General features: G+C 55.3%; 14 protein-coding genes. 8 read left to right on the top strand and 6 right to left on the bottom strand.

Annotation, left to right across the window (positions count from 1 at the left end; translation table 11 throughout):
* On the top strand, nucleotides 1-2023 hold a 2023-nt coding region (locus ABQJ48_RS21870), incomplete at its 5' end, for an acyltransferase family protein (protein WP_367840084.1).
* Between the two features lie 17 nt (nucleotides 2024-2040).
* Nucleotides 2041-3402, top strand: a complete 1362-nt coding sequence (locus tag ABQJ48_RS21865; RefSeq protein WP_367840083.1) for an SGNH/GDSL hydrolase family protein — start codon at nucleotides 2041-2043, stop codon at nucleotides 3400-3402.
* Between the two features lie 200 nt (nucleotides 3403-3602).
* Here the strand turns inward: ABQJ48_RS21865 and ABQJ48_RS21860 are convergent, their stop codons facing one another.
* Nucleotides 3603-4223, bottom strand: coding sequence for a hypothetical protein (locus ABQJ48_RS21860; RefSeq protein ID WP_367840082.1), 621 nt, complete (start codon nucleotides 4221-4223; stop codon nucleotides 3603-3605).
* A 94-nt stretch (nucleotides 4224-4317) separates the two neighbouring features.
* Here ABQJ48_RS21860 and ABQJ48_RS21855 point away from each other — a divergent pair, with 94 nt between their 5' ends.
* On the top strand, nucleotides 4318-4665 hold the full coding sequence (locus tag ABQJ48_RS21855; protein ID WP_367840081.1) for a winged helix-turn-helix domain-containing protein: 348 nt from the start codon (nucleotides 4318-4320) through the stop codon (nucleotides 4663-4665).
* Nucleotides 4666-4732: 67 nt separating this feature from the next.
* On the opposite strand, the gene ABQJ48_RS21850 is transcribed toward ABQJ48_RS21855, so the two are convergent.
* The gene (locus tag ABQJ48_RS21850; RefSeq protein WP_367840080.1) at nucleotides 4733-5833 is read right to left on the bottom strand and encodes a porin; all 1101 of its coding nucleotides are present in this window, start codon (nucleotides 5831-5833) and stop codon (nucleotides 4733-4735) included.
* A gap of 196 nt (nucleotides 5834-6029) precedes the next feature.
* Nucleotides 6030-6596, bottom strand: coding sequence for a tyrosine-type recombinase/integrase (locus ABQJ48_RS21845; protein ID WP_367840079.1), 567 nt, complete (start codon nucleotides 6594-6596; stop codon nucleotides 6030-6032).
* A 688-nt stretch (nucleotides 6597-7284) separates the two neighbouring features.
* On the opposite strand from ABQJ48_RS21845, the gene ABQJ48_RS21840 reads away from it, so the two are divergent.
* The 5 genes from ABQJ48_RS21840 (at nucleotide 7285) to ABQJ48_RS21820 (ending at nucleotide 12143) form a co-directional block, all read left to right on the top strand.
* Nucleotides 7285-8802 (top strand): hypothetical protein, encoded by a 1518-nt coding sequence (locus ABQJ48_RS21840; protein ID WP_367840078.1) that lies wholly within the window; start codon nucleotides 7285-7287, stop codon nucleotides 8800-8802.
* 64 nt (nucleotides 8803-8866) lie between these two features.
* Complete coding sequence (gene istA / locus ABQJ48_RS21835; protein WP_367840077.1) at nucleotides 8867-9916, top strand: IS21 family transposase; 1050 nt, start codon at nucleotides 8867-8869, stop codon at nucleotides 9914-9916.
* Nucleotides 9913-10731, top strand: a complete 819-nt coding sequence (istB, locus tag ABQJ48_RS21830; protein WP_367840076.1) for an IS21-like element helper ATPase IstB — start codon at nucleotides 9913-9915, stop codon at nucleotides 10729-10731. Before istA ends, istB begins: the two co-directional genes overlap by 4 nt.
* Before the next feature lie 69 nt (nucleotides 10732-10800).
* On the top strand, nucleotides 10801-11538 hold the full coding sequence (locus ABQJ48_RS21825; protein ID WP_367840075.1) for a hypothetical protein: 738 nt from the start codon (nucleotides 10801-10803) through the stop codon (nucleotides 11536-11538).
* 161 nt (nucleotides 11539-11699) lie between these two features.
* Nucleotides 11700-12143: a DUF6641 family protein gene (locus tag ABQJ48_RS21820; RefSeq protein ID WP_367840074.1), complete on the top strand. Its 444-nt coding sequence runs from the start codon at nucleotides 11700-11702 to the stop codon at nucleotides 12141-12143.
* A 366-nt stretch (nucleotides 12144-12509) separates the two neighbouring features.
* Here ABQJ48_RS21820 and ABQJ48_RS21815 read toward each other — a convergent pair whose 3' ends face one another.
* The 3 genes from ABQJ48_RS21815 to rsmD all read right to left on the bottom strand — a co-directional run bounded on the left by ABQJ48_RS21815 (nucleotide 12510) and on the right by rsmD (nucleotide 14939).
* Nucleotides 12510-13634: a tyrosine-type recombinase/integrase gene (locus tag ABQJ48_RS21815; RefSeq protein ID WP_367840073.1), complete on the bottom strand. Its 1125-nt coding sequence runs from the start codon at nucleotides 13632-13634 to the stop codon at nucleotides 12510-12512.
* Nucleotides 13635-13696: 62 nt separating this feature from the next.
* Nucleotides 13697-14212, bottom strand: coding sequence for a pantetheine-phosphate adenylyltransferase (gene coaD / locus ABQJ48_RS21810; protein WP_367840072.1), 516 nt, complete (start codon nucleotides 14210-14212; stop codon nucleotides 13697-13699).
* A gap of 112 nt (nucleotides 14213-14324) precedes the next feature.
* On the bottom strand, nucleotides 14325-14939 hold the full coding sequence (gene rsmD, locus ABQJ48_RS21805) for a 16S rRNA (guanine(966)-N(2))-methyltransferase RsmD (RefSeq protein ID WP_367840071.1): 615 nt from the start codon (nucleotides 14937-14939) through the stop codon (nucleotides 14325-14327).
* Nucleotides 14940-15105: the final 166 nt, after the last annotated feature.

The following is a 15105-nucleotide window of genomic DNA, read 5'->3' as shown; positions in this document are numbered from 1 at the left end:
TCCACCGTTGCTACAGCATTTGTGGTCGCTGGCAATCGAAGAACAATTCTATGTCTTCTGGGCACCGATCGTCCTGATCAGTGCGCGTCGCCTCAGTCGCTGGGGAATAGCTACGCTTGCCGCCTTAATGGCAGTTGCTTCCGTCACGTGCATGGCGGTGAGCGCAATGAAAATCGGCTACCTCGGAGAGACTGATTCGTCGCGCCTTTACTTTGGTACTGACACGCACAGCTTCCCGCTTCTCATTGGCGCAACGCTTGGCGTTTTGTGGAACCCCAGCCTCTCTTCCGATTCACCGAAGCCGTTACGCGGTCGCATCGCTTCTGTGCTCGGCCTTGGGGCACTCGTGACAATGCTCCTTCTGTTTGGCCTACTGGGCGAGCAGACCGCATGGCTCTATCCATGGGGCTTCCTAGTTTCTGCATTGACTAGCGCACTACTGGTCTTCGGGGCCACTTGTCCCGGCTCATCTTTCGGGCGCTGGCTCGACATCCCTGCAATGCGCTGGACAGGAGAGCGTTCGTATGGGTTGTATCTGTGGCATTGGCCAATTTTCATGCTGACCCGCCCTGGGATCGATGTGCAGAATCTTGGTACAACCGCCAATTTCCTGCTACGGATCGCACTCACTGTCAGCATATCGGCGCTCTCCTACGACTATCTCGAAAAGCCTATTCGCCACGGCGCGCTCGAGCGGACTTGGCGTGATTTCTGTGCGGATGGCGTGGGCCTTCGGACACAATTGCGTTTCGCGTCAATTGTTGCGACTCTGTCGTTGATGACTGGCGCAATCGGCGCGATTCTGTATCTCGCGCCAAGCCAAGCAACGCCGGCGCAGGATGTCCGCGACGCACTTGATCTCGATGCCAGCGCCCCCAGGATTCAGTTGGTGGCACTGGCCGCACCAATCAAAGCCCCTGAAAATTCAGGGACACCAGCCCAGCCGACGATTCAATCTTTCACCGGCAATGACCTGACGGCGGTTGGCGACTCTGTGCTTCTAGGATCAAGCAGGTTACTCAACGTAATGCTTCCGGGAACGGATGTTCACGCAACGGTAGGCTGGCAGGCGGTGAACGTTATTGCGCAGATCAAGCAGCTTATCCATAACAACCAGCTTCGCCCTGCGGTACTAGTCCACTTAGGCACGAACGGCTACGTAACCGAAGATCAATTGCGGAAGATTCTTTTTCTACTTTCTGACAGGAAGAGAGTCGTCCTGGTAAATACTCACGTGCCACGGCAATGGATGAACGCGAACAACGCCCTGTTTAACCGCGTGGCGCCGGAGTTTCCAAATGTCCTGCTGGCCAATTGGCGCGATGTATCTGAGGGCCAGCCAAGCTACTTTGTCTCGGACGGCGTTCATTTGACCGTTAAAGGTCAGCGAGCCTACATTGCCGAAATCATGCGAGCGGGACACCTCGTTCCCCAAGCGGTGGCACCCTCCAGTTTTGCATCCTTGGGGGCCAGCGAAACCGGATCAACAGTGTCAGGAGATCAATCGATCGCATTGGAACCCCTTTCCCATCCGATGGCACCGGACACGTTCTGGGAAAAAATTGCGCGTTGCGAAACAGGCGTGAACTGGCAACATAGTGGGCGTTTTTCCGGTGGACTTGGCATCTATCTCGGAACCTGGGTTGAATGGGGTGGCACGGAGTTCGCCCCAACTCCCGCGCAGGCAACTGCTCAAGATCAGATCAAAGTTGCCAATCGGGTCTCGACCCAAGGTTGGAAAAGGCCAGATGGGAAGGTGGTGAAGCCCGTCGGGTTCAAGGGCTGGGGATGTCTTTCTGTCGTCGGTCGGCCATCTACGAAGTCTCTACTCACATATACGCCGGAGAGCGTGATGTCGAACCAATTTTATATTGGTGAGCGTAACGATGCCGTCCGAAACCTCGAAATACTATTGGGCTTACCGCCAGACGGCCTGTACGGCACCCATGTCCGCCGGAAGCACCTGGCATATCTGAAGCAAAATGGCTTACCCGAAACCCGGGCCGGCGCAGGCTCGCAATAACAGGAGAGTTTCACAACGTGCCAGCATTCTTACCGCTCCATATAAACAACACACTGAAATCCCTCCTTGTTGCGTTGATGCTAACGGGGACGGCCTATGCGCAGAATACCGTGAACTTCGTCTCGGGACAGGATATAGATAAGTTCATCTGCCCTGCCGCGTCTCCCCCGCCTCTTAAAACAGTGCTGAAACAGTCTCCCCCGCCAGTACGTAGTACACGGATGCCAAGCGATTCGGAATTGGGCCTCTTCAGGAACACTGTCATTCGTAGCCAGCCGCTGATTGACCCGCGGTTGATTCCTGGTTTCGCTATTCACGATGCGGATCAATCTCGTCGTATCGCCTTTTGGGGTGACAGTCACATTGCGGCAGGCCCCTTCGCATCAACCATGATGGAATCATTACGCGCGCGGGGCCTGACGGTTGGCACGCGTTATTTGCCACCGACCATGGGCCGTGCAAACACGCGTCTGTCAGCGCTGCGTGGCTACTGTATCGGCGACAGCTGGTCAACGCAGCTTTCGTACACTGCGACGGCACCGTTGCAAACCGGCCCGGGTTTGGTAGACCGTATAGCAGAAGGTGGGGCTGACAGTTACCTTTGGCTCGACCTGCGAGACGTCACCCTGCGTCCGACAATTCGCCAACTGCAGATCGTGTACCGCGCCCCTAGTGGCGGCGCCCTTGATCTTTCCGTCAACAATGGCCCGAAGCAAAAGGCAATCCTAAGCGCAACGACCGAGAGCCAGACACTGACGATCAGCGGCGACGAGCCAATCTCGACCGTCAGGCTTCGCGTGGCGCAGGGCATATTTGTTTTGCATGGATTCATCCTGGACTATGACGAACCGCCGAAAGTGACCTTTGATGTATTTGGCATACCGTCGTCGACGGCCCGCGGCTGGAGCAATTTAGATTCCGACTATCTCGCTCAAGCGCTTCATGGGGTGAATTACGATGCCGTGATACTCGAGTACGGCACCAACGAGGGGAATGCTCCCGGGTTTGATCGGAACCAGTACGCGTCAGGTTTGAAAATAGCCCTGTCCAATCTACGCCGAGTTTTTCCGTCAGCATCTTGTGTTCTGGTTGGCCCTCCCGACCGGGGAGTACTGATAAGGCGTAATGGCACGGTTCCAGACCTGCTTTTGTTCAGCAGGATCCATCAGCAGATTGAGGAAGTCCAGCAGCAGGTAGGCCGGCAATTCGATTGCGGTGCGTGGAATTGGCAGGATCTTATGGGGGGCCCGGGGGGCAGCTATGGATGGGCACTTGCCGCGCCTTCACTCATGGGCACCGACCTGACTCATCTAAGTCCGGAAGGTTACAGAAAGACCGGGCATGCACTTGCCACCAGTCTGGGCTGGGAGGAAAGGTGATCCCCAAGGAATCGCAGGCATCATTCACTACGATCAAAAAATTCAACGTGATCACGCTTCGAAACAAATAAAGCGGCCAAGGCAACATGCGAGGGGCTATCCGTTGATGACCCCTTCGCACTGCTTCATGGCAAACAGCGACCAGCGGCCTGAAAGCCTAGTATAGGCCACGGACGACAAATCGAACGCCTTACCGAATCTTAGCGCGCCGATTGATTGTTATATGCGCTGTTTAACGCCAACTGAATATTGAACATGCCATTCGACATGCGGGAATCGCCCGGCTGTTTCGGCAGCAAGGCCAGGATTCCCTTCATCGCATACAGCATGATTAGCGCGCCGGTCAGATCGCCGACGAACATCATGAAGAAGCTTTGCACAAGGTCGTGCGTGTTCCCCTGCAACGCGAACCAGATGTGATGCAGCATCGGATTCGCAACCGAGTACGCAACGGCCAGTACGAGCAGTCGCTTGGGCGTGAGATTTGTCAGCGACGCCTTCAGGTCGTAGCGCTCCAGTGCAAGCCTGTAAACAAGATAGGGAGCCAGCGAACCCAGAATGGCTCCCGCGATTGCGCGAACCGGGTCGTGCGGGAACCAATAGAAAAAGTCCATCAGCAGACCGCCAACCAGCAGGCCAACGAACCCATCAAACCCAACCAGCAACGTACTCAGAAGCCGGACGCCTGACGGAAGAAAAATCCAGTTGATGCCTCGTACAAACGAAGTATCCGTGAAGACCACTTGATTGATCCACAGCGACGCCACGAATGCGATTACTGTGGCTGCGATCGACCAGAAATGCAAACGTAAGCTAGACATTGCAGTAAACTACTCTTCCATGGTTGTTATCACGCGAATCATAACGCGCCCGCGTGTGGTCCCGCGAGCGCCCAACCTCAACAGTGCGTAACCAATGACACGTCCTGCCGATATCTACCTGCGATTCCTGCAGCTGACCGAGGCCCTGCGGGGGTTGCCTACGCTTCCTGCGCTCGATCCGCTCGAAGAGAAAATCCTCGAATTCGTCGCGCGCACGGCGCAAAAAAACGATCGTCTTTCGGTTCGGGACATGATGGCCCACAGCGAACTTGGCTCGCCCGCGACACTTCACGCCCGCATCACGTCGATGCGCGAAAAAGGTTGGGTCACACTGAGCGACACCGACGACGCGCGCCGCAAACAAATCGACCTCACACCTGCCGCGCTCAGGCATTTCGACAAGCTTGCCGAAGCTTTTGCGAAAGCCGCAAAAGGTGCCTGATCTTTCCCAATTTGTCGGTTAAACCGGCAAGTCCGATTGTCGGACTGATCCACGCCCACATCACCAGTTAAAAGAAGTTTCGCAGGCCAACAGCGATTCCCATCTGGTTGCTGCGTCCCGGCAACTCAACCTTCGCAGCACAGCTGACCTTGTTGAAATCGACCGTGCCGTACACTTCGGTGCGTTTCGACAGCGAATATTCGGCCAACGCGACCGCCGTGTAACGGCTACCGCTGCCAAGTGTATTGTTGCTGGTCGCGGCGTTCCGCATGTGATCGTAGTAAAACGCGCCGGTGAGCAACAACGGGCCGCTCACCTGCCACGACACCCCAGCAAACGGTCCATCATCGGTACGATCCGTATTCTTCAAGTGGCCGATGTCAGATATCGGCTGCTCGGCGAGAAACGTGTCGACAAGACCGGTATTGTCCTGCGAATGCATATATCCAAGATAGAGCTTCGTTGGGCCGAATACGTACCTGATGTCTGCGTGATAAAGCGTCTGCTTGTTGTTCGAGTTGTCGCTGACCTGTTGTACACCGGCACCGATGTTAAGCGGACCATGTGCATACGACGCGAGAAGCCCGAACATATTGCCGGCTCCCATATGGCCAGGAAGCTGCCCAGAGAAACCGTCTGCGCCGCTAGATTCGTAGTTATTGCCGAACGAGTAGATCGCGCCGATGTACAGGTCACCGAACTGGCCGACGTACTTGATCGAGTTATCGACGGTCAGACCCGCACCAAGTGCGTAAGACAGCCATGAATTTTCTGGATAGTTGGCGTAAGTCAGCGGGTCATATGTGAAGACCAGTTGATTAAACAGCGGTGTTGTCTGACGGCCCAATGTCAAGGTACCAAAATCACCGGATAAGCCAACATCTGCCGCACTGTCAAAAAGCCGCCCGCTATCGCCAAGGCTACCGTTCTGCGGATTGATATTGCTCTCCAACTGGAAGACGACTTTCAGCCCACCTCCAAGGTCTTCCGCCCCTTGCAGTCCAACGTGACTATTGATGACAGCGCCGTTTGCCATGAACAGCCGACTGTCGTTGTGAGCATCAGCATTCGTCAGATAACGGGTGCTCAGATCCGTCATGCCGTACAGCGTAACCGAACTTTGTGCCGAAACATGCTGGCAAGCCAACGCCAATGTAAAGCCGCCCATGGCGGCAGCGATCTCCGTGCTTCTCAAGCGAATTCCCGATATTTTTTGAGCCGTACGTCTACTGACGAATGGTGTATATCGGCAATCTCGCAGAGAACTTGAGCATCCTGGTTAAACCGGCAAGTCCGACTGAAGGACTCGCCGTAGTCAAGCTCATATCAGCCCATGCTACGCAACTCGATTTAATCGAGATGCTTCACACCAGATCGACCGCTGCCCGCTGCATCTCGTCGTTAACGTCGATGTAAACCTGAGTCGTAGAAATGTTGCGGTGTCCGGCAAGCGACATCAGCACGCGAACGCCAACACCCTTGTTCGCCAGATTCGTGATGAACGTGCGTCGACCCGAATGGCTGCTCGCACCGTCGATACCGACTTCCTTGTATAGCCAGTGAAAATGCTGGCACATCGTGTTCGCTGTGACCGGGCCCGCTTCTGCGTATTGAAAAGTGGCTTGTCGGTTGACCGACATTTGAGCGTCGCCACGTACTGCGCCAGCTCCTTGCGAAGCCGCTGCCCGAGAAATACGGTCCGCGCGTGACGCCCCTTTGTCTGCTCCGCCAACAAGCGAATTTCGGACTTGATCGAGCCCGTCGGCATTTACCACGTCACCAATGCGCAGCGCAGCGACTTCGCCAACGCGCATACCTGCCCAATGCGTCAACAACAGCATGGCCCGATTACGTGCCGCGTGCCGATGCAACGAGATGTAGGTCAGCACCTGCTTGAGTTCTTTTTCGGTCAAAGTTTTTGCCTGCTTCACTTGCTGATCTCCGAAAGCAATGAATTTCCTGCGTCAGAGGATGTGTTCTTTGGTTATGGAAATCAACAAGCGCGTGAATTACCTGCGCAGTCAGAAGAAACAAGTACTTACGCGAGAAGCAAAGCTTTTCACTAATTGCTTTGATTTCGCACTGCCGGCGAACTGGGGCGTTCGTTGACCGGGCATGTGAAATATCAGGGAGCCAGCTAGGAACGCTGCTGCCTGTCGCCCCGTAGACCTCCAGATATGTACGCAGTATCTGCAGCGCTGCGGCTTCATAAATAGACGTGGCAGGAGCAATTCCTGTTGCAGCAATCTGAAGACCCGCCTTGGGTCAATCCAATCTTATTGTTGAACACTGTTAGAGCGCATCGGAAGCGGGGGGTTACAGCCCCACATTCGATTTGGATAGCTACGGTCATCTGCTACATAGGTAGGTCGGGAGCGCTCCCGTCATCTAACAGTCTTACAACAATAAAAATATGGACGACACAACCAAAATCTATCTCGTCGATGGAGTCTGCGGCTCAGGCAAGACCCAAGCGATGATCAGTCATATCAGCGGCTCACACGCCGCTGACCTCAAGTTGTAATCGCACAGCCCACCAAGCGACTCTGCGAGGAGACGACCGCTCAACTCGAAAAGCTCGGCGTTTCCGTCACCTACGTCTTGAATGACGATCCCAAAATGGCCGGCAAAACATATGCGGTCTATCAGCAGGCGGCTCGCAAGCTAGCGGGCCAGAAGACAGGCGGCGTGGTCATCACGACGCATCACACGTTCTTTGCGAATCAGCACCACGTGAGCGACGCCACCCGCCGCAAGCTTCACCTGTTCTTCGATGAAATTCCTCAGGTGGATAGCACAACCTACCTAAATGTGAAGAAGCATCACGAGTTCATCGAGCAGCATTTCGACGTCACCGACTTCGACGACAACAATCTCCTTGAGTTCAGCGTCCGACCGGGCAGCAATGTTCTGCTGGAAGAGATGCTCGAAGCTGGTTTGGCGGGGACAGACATTTTTCTGAAGGGCAAGGACGTTCGCGATTTTCTCGGCGCTGCGCTTAATGTGGGTCGAAAAAAGTACCTAAACAAGGCCAGATGGAACACACGCGACTACAACGAATATCAGTTGCAGATGCACACCATCTTGATGCCAGACGCATTCCATGGCTGGAATGCGTGCCGCATCATGGGTGCGAACGCGAAGTCATCCATGATGTATGCGTTGTGGGAACACTACGGCGTCGAATTCGAGGACGACAAAAAATTCGTGCTCAAGAAGGCCCACACGGAGCTTGCCAATCGTCGCATCGAAATCCACTATTTTTCTGGCTGCACGTGGTCGAAGAGTGTACGCGATAAAGCATTGAATCGATTTGACAACCTTAGCGTTTCTGTAGACGAACTGTTCCAAGGCGAGCGGTCTCTATGGGTCGCAAACAACGATGTGGACGATTCCGAATGGAAGGTTAAGAACAGCACGCGTATCAGCAACATCTGCCACGGCATCAACGAATACCGTGAAGTCAATAACATCGCCTTTCTCAGCGCACTTAACGACGTCCCTGCACACTTCGAATTTGTCGCGCGGAGATTTGGCGTCGATGACCGCAGTCTAAAGCGTGCGAAATCGCTGGAGACACTGTATCAGGTTGTGATGCGAACATCGCTACGTGTGCCACACTCAACGGAAACGGTCCGTATCGTGGTTGGCGACAAAGATCAGGCTGACTTTCTCAGTGACCTGTTCCCCAACGCAAAGATGTTCGCCCTCAATAAGGTCGAAAGCGCATGGGACGAAGCTCAAAAGACACGAGGTCGCCCCAAACAACAAATCAAGAAAAGCCAGAATGAGCGCAAGAATGAATCCGATCAGCGGAAGAATGCATACCAGCAGGCCTTAGACCGAGTAACAAAAAATACCATAGACGAAGGCATTATTGTTACTCACGAGTCATCGGTCTATTCGCGTAACAACGAACTCCCTTCTGCTACAGCGGCTCGTTGGGACGAAGTGCTTGCGCTTTTCACAGAGGCTTTTGAGGTCAAGTACAGAAGCAAGAAGGACAACTCGCTGTTGAACTTCGTGTCCTTCAAGTCCGACAGTCGGACCAAGACCAAGACAGACATTGAATACGTCACGGGAATCCAGCTTGATTTTGATAGCGGCATGCTGTTGTCATCGGCACCTGTAAATTGATACACCGTCGGCACTGAGGAATTGATACACCTCGACGAAGGGATAATGGCCGCTTTGAGCGGCGATGATCTCGTACGAGGGATACATGCAGATCAGGATATTGCACAAGCAGGGTAAGAGCCTGCGTGCCATTGCTTGTGAGGTTGGCTGCTCAGTCAACACGGTACGGAAGTATCTGTCGTCGCAGGATGCGCCGACGTTTCGGCCCGCAGCGACTCCGCGCGAGTCGATACTGAAACCGTTCGAGGCCTATCTACGCGCGAGGATCGCAGCGGCATCACCGGACTGGATACCAGCGACAGTTCTGTGGCGCGAGATTCAGTCGAAGGGTTTCGACGGCGGCGAGAGAATCGTGCGCAAGTTCGTTGCCACATTACGGCCTGTACCGGCGCCAGATCCTCTAGTGCGATTCGAGACTGCCGCAGGCGATCAGATGCAGGTCGACTGGGTCGAGTTCCGCAGGCGCAAAGGAGCGAATCTGTTCGCATTCGTGGCCACTCTTGGCTATAGCCGTGCGACATATGTCGAATTCGTTTGCGACATGCGGCTCGAGACTTTGCTGAGGTGTCACGCCAACTGTTTCGACTGGTTCGGCGGTGTGCCACGCCGCGCGCTGTATGACAATATGAAGATCGTTGTAATCGAGCGGGATGCATACGGTCCGAAGCAGCACCGTTTCCAGCCGGGTTTTCTCGACTTTGCCCGGCACTATGGATTCCAGCCGCAGCTTTGTCGACCCTATCGCGCGAAGACCAAAGGCAAGGTCGAGCGGATGAACGGGTATTTGCGCCGCAGTTTTTACGTGCCGTTGGCCGCTCAGTTCAAGGCGGCCAACGTCGAACTGGACGTGACGACCGCCAACACTGAAGTATGGCGTTGGCTGCGCGAAGTTGCGCATGTCCGGATACATGGAACGACGACCCGGTTGAGTCCCGGCGAGCAACTGCTTGTGGAGCAGACGGCCTTGCAAAGCGTGCCGCCACCGTATCCGGCGCTGTTGCCAGCAACGACACCGGCGAGCGGACAAGAGTTGCGCGAGCGATTCCACGAGTGGCTGTCCCCGCTACAGCATCCGCTGTCCGTGTACGACCAGCTGATTCGGGCTGCCGCATGAACATCGCACACGAACGCGTGGCGCAGCTATGCGCTCAACTTAAGCTCACGACCCTTGCGGACGCCTTGCCTCACCTTGCGCAAAAAGCGATCGCCGACGAAGTGAACCTGACGGAGTTTCTGGAATCGGTATTGAAAGCCGAGCACACAGCGCGGCTCGTCAGACAGCGTGCGACGTTTGCGCGTCTGGCAGGCTTCCCGACGATCAAGACCCTGGATGGTTTCGACTTCGCAGCAGCCAGTGGCGTGCCGAAATCGCAGGTCCAGGAACTGGCGAGCCTTGCGTTTCTGGAGCGCAACGAGAACGTCGTATTGCTCGGACCGAGTGGCACCGGCAAAACGCACATTGCAATGGCACTTGGCTACGCGGCAACGCAAGCTGGAATCAAGGTGCGCTTCATTACGGCAGCGGACCTGTTGATGATATTGACCACGGCACATCGGCAGAATCAGCTGGGCGACGCCCTCAAACGGTTCGTCAACCCGTACAGGCTGTTGATCATCGATGAGATCGGCTACTTGCCGATGAGCCGTGAGCAAGCCAACCTGTTCTTCCAGGTAATCGCCAAACTGTATGAGCGTGGCAGTCTGATCGTAACCAGCAATCTTCCGTTCGGGCAATGGGACCAGACATTCGCCGATGATGCAACGCTCACTGTTGCCATGCTCGACCGGCTGTTGCATCACGCCCACGTTGTAGCGATCCAGGGCGAGAGCTATCGTCTACGCGACAAGCGCCGAGCCGGCCTGGTTTCGAAGAGATCGACTACAACAAAGCAGAACGCCGCCAACGGAGTGCGGTCGGCACCGCAATAACACTACAACCCGGTGTATCAAATCTGAAGTGCCGATGCCGACAGAAACTGTATCAATTCCTGAGTGCCGTTGACACTGTCGTGGAAACAGGCAAGCGCGATCTTCAGCGACATCAAGCACTTTACCTACAACAGCTTCAACAACGGCAAGGAAAACACTCTGCGTTTCCGTATCGTGATCCCATTCGACAGACCTGTAACGGTTGAGATTGCCGAAGCGCTTTGGGACGTCCTCGCAGATCGGGTGCGTTCAGATGGCTGGTTCGTCGGTCGCTCTCCCAATAAAGCCGAGCAAGCCAGAAATTCTGGCCTTGACGTCAGCAAGCGCCCTGCCAACAGCTTTTACTATGCTCCTTGCCAGTCCGTATCCGGAAAAAAGTGGTCGTTCTTAGATACCAAGTATTGGCATCAGCCCGTATGGAACGTACTTCACGCAATCGAAAACGTAACCGTCGAGCTGCCCGAATATGTCGAAGTCGAAACTACGGTCAACAGAGGCGCAAAACTGAAGGCTTTGATCGATGCAATAAATGGGCGCCACAACGCTGCATGCGAAAAAGCCGATGCCCAGAACAACAAAAGGGAACGAATTATCGAACGTGCAGAAGCGCGCTGGCAACAATGCGCTGCTGGTGAGGGCCATCACGAATGGTTCGTTCTTGCCTGTTCCTATTTCCGCGCTGGACTAGATTCGAATGAGGTTGAGACGCGGATGCGCAACCAGTTGCCGTATGCACATAGCCCATCGGAGCGTCGCTGCGAGTTGAAGGGCGTCATAAAGTCGGCCCAGTCGAAGGCAATCCGTTGAGCGAGCTAGCTGAACGGGCCAGCTGCTATTGTTGGATTCGGCCGATCTACACTCCACCTCGTAAGTTCGATTAGATATGCGAATTATGTGTCATTCTTTTCTTGATCTCTTAGCTGGTGGAACGCATCCTCTCCGACATACACATCACAGGAGAGGATTACATGAGCACGCTGAACAATCTGAAGCTGGTAGCAACGAAACGTCCCGGTGCTTTGCCGCAAATCGTGCAGCGCCGTAACCGCCTGATCGCGAAAATCTTGGAACAGACGGAACTGGCGAAAGCGCAGCAGGAAGGAAAGCCTTTCCATCCAACACGCTTTCGATCGGTCAAGGACGCAGAAACGGGTGAACGCCGAAATATGGAAAGCCCGAAGCGTGTTCGTGCATGGTGGTTCACTGCCGAAAACGGCAAGCTCTGTATGTCTGTCCGCTATGGTGCCAAGACGCTCGAACTGGCGAAGGGCAAATCGGCCATCGAGGTTGGCACAATCAAGGAGTTGATCCCGACACTTGATGCGCTGAAAGCTGCCGTTGCAGCCGGCGAACTGGATACGCAGCTCGAAGCCGTTAGTGCAACGATGCGCTCCGGCTTCGCAGCAAAATGACCGGCAACGCTACTTCCTCGCGTTCATAAATATCAGCGAGGAGGTAGCAATCATGCGATACATCGAAATCATCGGAGAAGTCGATCTGCAGAAACAGCAGGTCGACGCACAAAAAAAGCGGCCAAGCGTGCAACGCGAGCCGCAAAGGCATCAGAGCTGCGTCTGAAACTACAGAAGACGCAACAGCAATTGGCGAAGCTCAACTCTAAACCAATTTGATCCCGATCAGCTCCATGTCGCCCTTTGGTTTTTCACTTGCAGACCGAGGGGCGACGCTTACACGGACAACAACTTTTTCGTCGCGATTCCGTGTTTACGCTGTACACGACTTAGTAGTGCGAACAGAAGACAGATCCCTTTGGGTTCTCAGCCGAGCTTTTGAGCTAGCTCGCTTGCAGATACATGGTAATACCGCTTCAGCATTTGAACGTTGGAATGCCCTGTTACCGATGCGAGTTCGATCACGTTGGGGAGTTTCTTCGCAAGCTTTGTTGTTGCCATGTGTCGCAGATCGTGAAAGTGAAAATCTTCGATACCAGCAGGTTTGCATGCGCGCGGCCATGCACACAACACGACGTTTTGGCTGATCGGGATGACACGCTCGTCAACACGCTCCAGATTTTCCAGAATCGCGATGGCTGCGCTACTCAGCGGCACATATCGGTCTTTTCCGTTTTTTGTGATGGGCAGATAGGCTGTCCGCTCTTCGAAATCAATGTACTTCCATTCGAGCGAGAGCAATTCGCCCGGTCGCATCGCTGTCTCGAGTGCAAGATTCGCGAGCGGCACAAGCCACTTGCTCCGGAACTCGTGACGCTCTGCATTCAGCTCATGCAACAGCCGATCAAGCTCTGCAGGTTTCAAGAGACGGTTTCGACCAGGCGGCAATCGCGGCTTCTTCACAAGCTTTGCCGGATTGTTGATGCAGAGACCCCATTCACGCTGCGCATGCGTGATAACTGCGCTGATAGTCGCGAGCTCGCGACAAACGCATGAATTAGATGCTTCTTTGAGACGTTGATCGCGGTAGTCGGCCAGCACGCTCGTCGTGAGATTCCGGATGCTGTACTCGCCAATCTTGTGGCGCATCATTTTGCCGATCCGGTATTCTTCACTGGGCCTGCTGCGCTTTGTCTGTGTAACCGACTCTTTGTATCGCCCCAGCAGATTACGAAATGTAATGTCGGTTGTGCCAGCAGGATCGACCCCAAGTTCCATCGTCCATTGCCGCTTCAACTGCGCGAGCCCCAACCTGCCGTTCTGTTTTTGTCGAAAACGACTTATATTGCAGGAAATCCTTTGCGGCCAATTTTTACTTGCCAAGGGCCATTTCGTTGGCTGAAAGTTGCCATTTTCCCTCTGAGTTGCATTTGAGTTGCAAGCGGATAATTTCTGGCAATTGGAAACGCTAGAAGAGCCTGAATGGACGGTTGGCACAAAAATTGCTGAGGACAGCCAATTGATGCACTCGTCTGTAATCATCAAGGCCATACTTCTCTCACTTCACCCGGCTAAAGCCGGCTTCGAACCCTCAAACCGACAGTTCACGCCGGTTACGGTTGCGCCGCTGATGCACCGCCGTCCGGCTCCAGCGCGGCGACCTTCTCATGCAGCCATTTTTCGACCGACGGGAACACGAACTTGCTGACGTCACCGCCCAGTTGCGCGATTTCACGCACGATGGTCCCCGAGATGAACTGGTACTGATCGGACGGCGTCATGAACATAGTCTCGACGTCCGGCAGCAAATAACGGTTCATGCCCGCCATCTGAAACTCGTACTCGAAGTCCGACACCGCGCGCAAGCCCCGCACGATCACCCGCGCATTGTTGCTACGCACGAAGTCCTTTAGCAGGCCCTTGAAGCTCATCACCTGGACGTTCGGGTAGTGCCCGAGCACCTCATGCGCGATGTCGAGCCGCTCCTTCAACGTAAAAAATGGCTTCTTGTTGCGGCTGTCGGCAACGCCCACCACCAGCGTGTCGAAGATGCTCGACGCGCGCCGAACGAGGTCTTCGTGACCGCGCGTCAGCGGGTCAAACGTGCCCGGGTACACGGCGACTACCATGAGACTTCTCCTCTCTTCACTCAAATGGGCACGTCAAAGCGTCCATGCGACGCATTTGGCACCGACCGCGCTTGTGGCGGCAACCCGCCCGGCGCTTGTTTTGGAACGCGCATTATTCCTCATTTTCGCGCTGCAGCAAATGAAAGCGGACCGCGCCCGCTTTTCCTTGCCGGACGATTTTCCAACTCGAGAGCGCATCGTTAGAGTCGAGTTCGAGCGCTGCGCCGCACTCCACATAAAGAAAACCTTCCGCACTAACGAGCGGCACGGCCAGCGGAAGCGCCCTGCCGAGCAGGTCACCGTCGAACGGCGGATCGAGGAATACGACATCGAATGAGCCGGGGGCGAGACTCGCGGCAAGACGCAAAGCGTCGGCCTCTGCGATTTCGATCGTGCGGGCAGCCAGCCGTTCCTGATTGGCGCGCAACTGGCCAGCGGCTCGCGCATTGCGCTCCACCATCAGCACCCGCGCCGCGCCGCGCGACGCGGCCTCGAAGCCGAGCGCGCCGCTGCCGGCGAACAGGTCCAGACAGCGCTGGCCGTCCAGGCGCTGGCCGAGCCAGTTGAACAGCGTTTCGCGCACGCGGTCGGGCGTGGGGCGCAAGCCATCGAGATCGAGCACGGGCAAAGGCGTGCGCTTCCAGTCGCCGCCGATGATACGAATGGCGTGCGGCTTGCCGCCTTTGGACGATGCGCCATGGGCGCGTGAAGGTACGGAGCGGGGCATGCAGTTTCAGTGACGTTATCAAAAGCGCCCACGATGGCAATGCATCCGGGCCGGAGCGCCAACGTTACCACAGGGGCGCCGCGCGTCCACCCTGGCCGATCGGCCGATACGACGGGCGCCGGCGCGCCTGATAAAATGTGCGGCTTCCAGCGCCTTGCATCCCGCA

Source organism: Paraburkholderia suaedae (assembly GCF_040812055.1).
Classification (GTDB): Bacteria; Pseudomonadota; Gammaproteobacteria; order Burkholderiales; family Burkholderiaceae; genus Paraburkholderia.
This window is presented reverse-complemented; position numbering and strand designations above follow the sequence as displayed.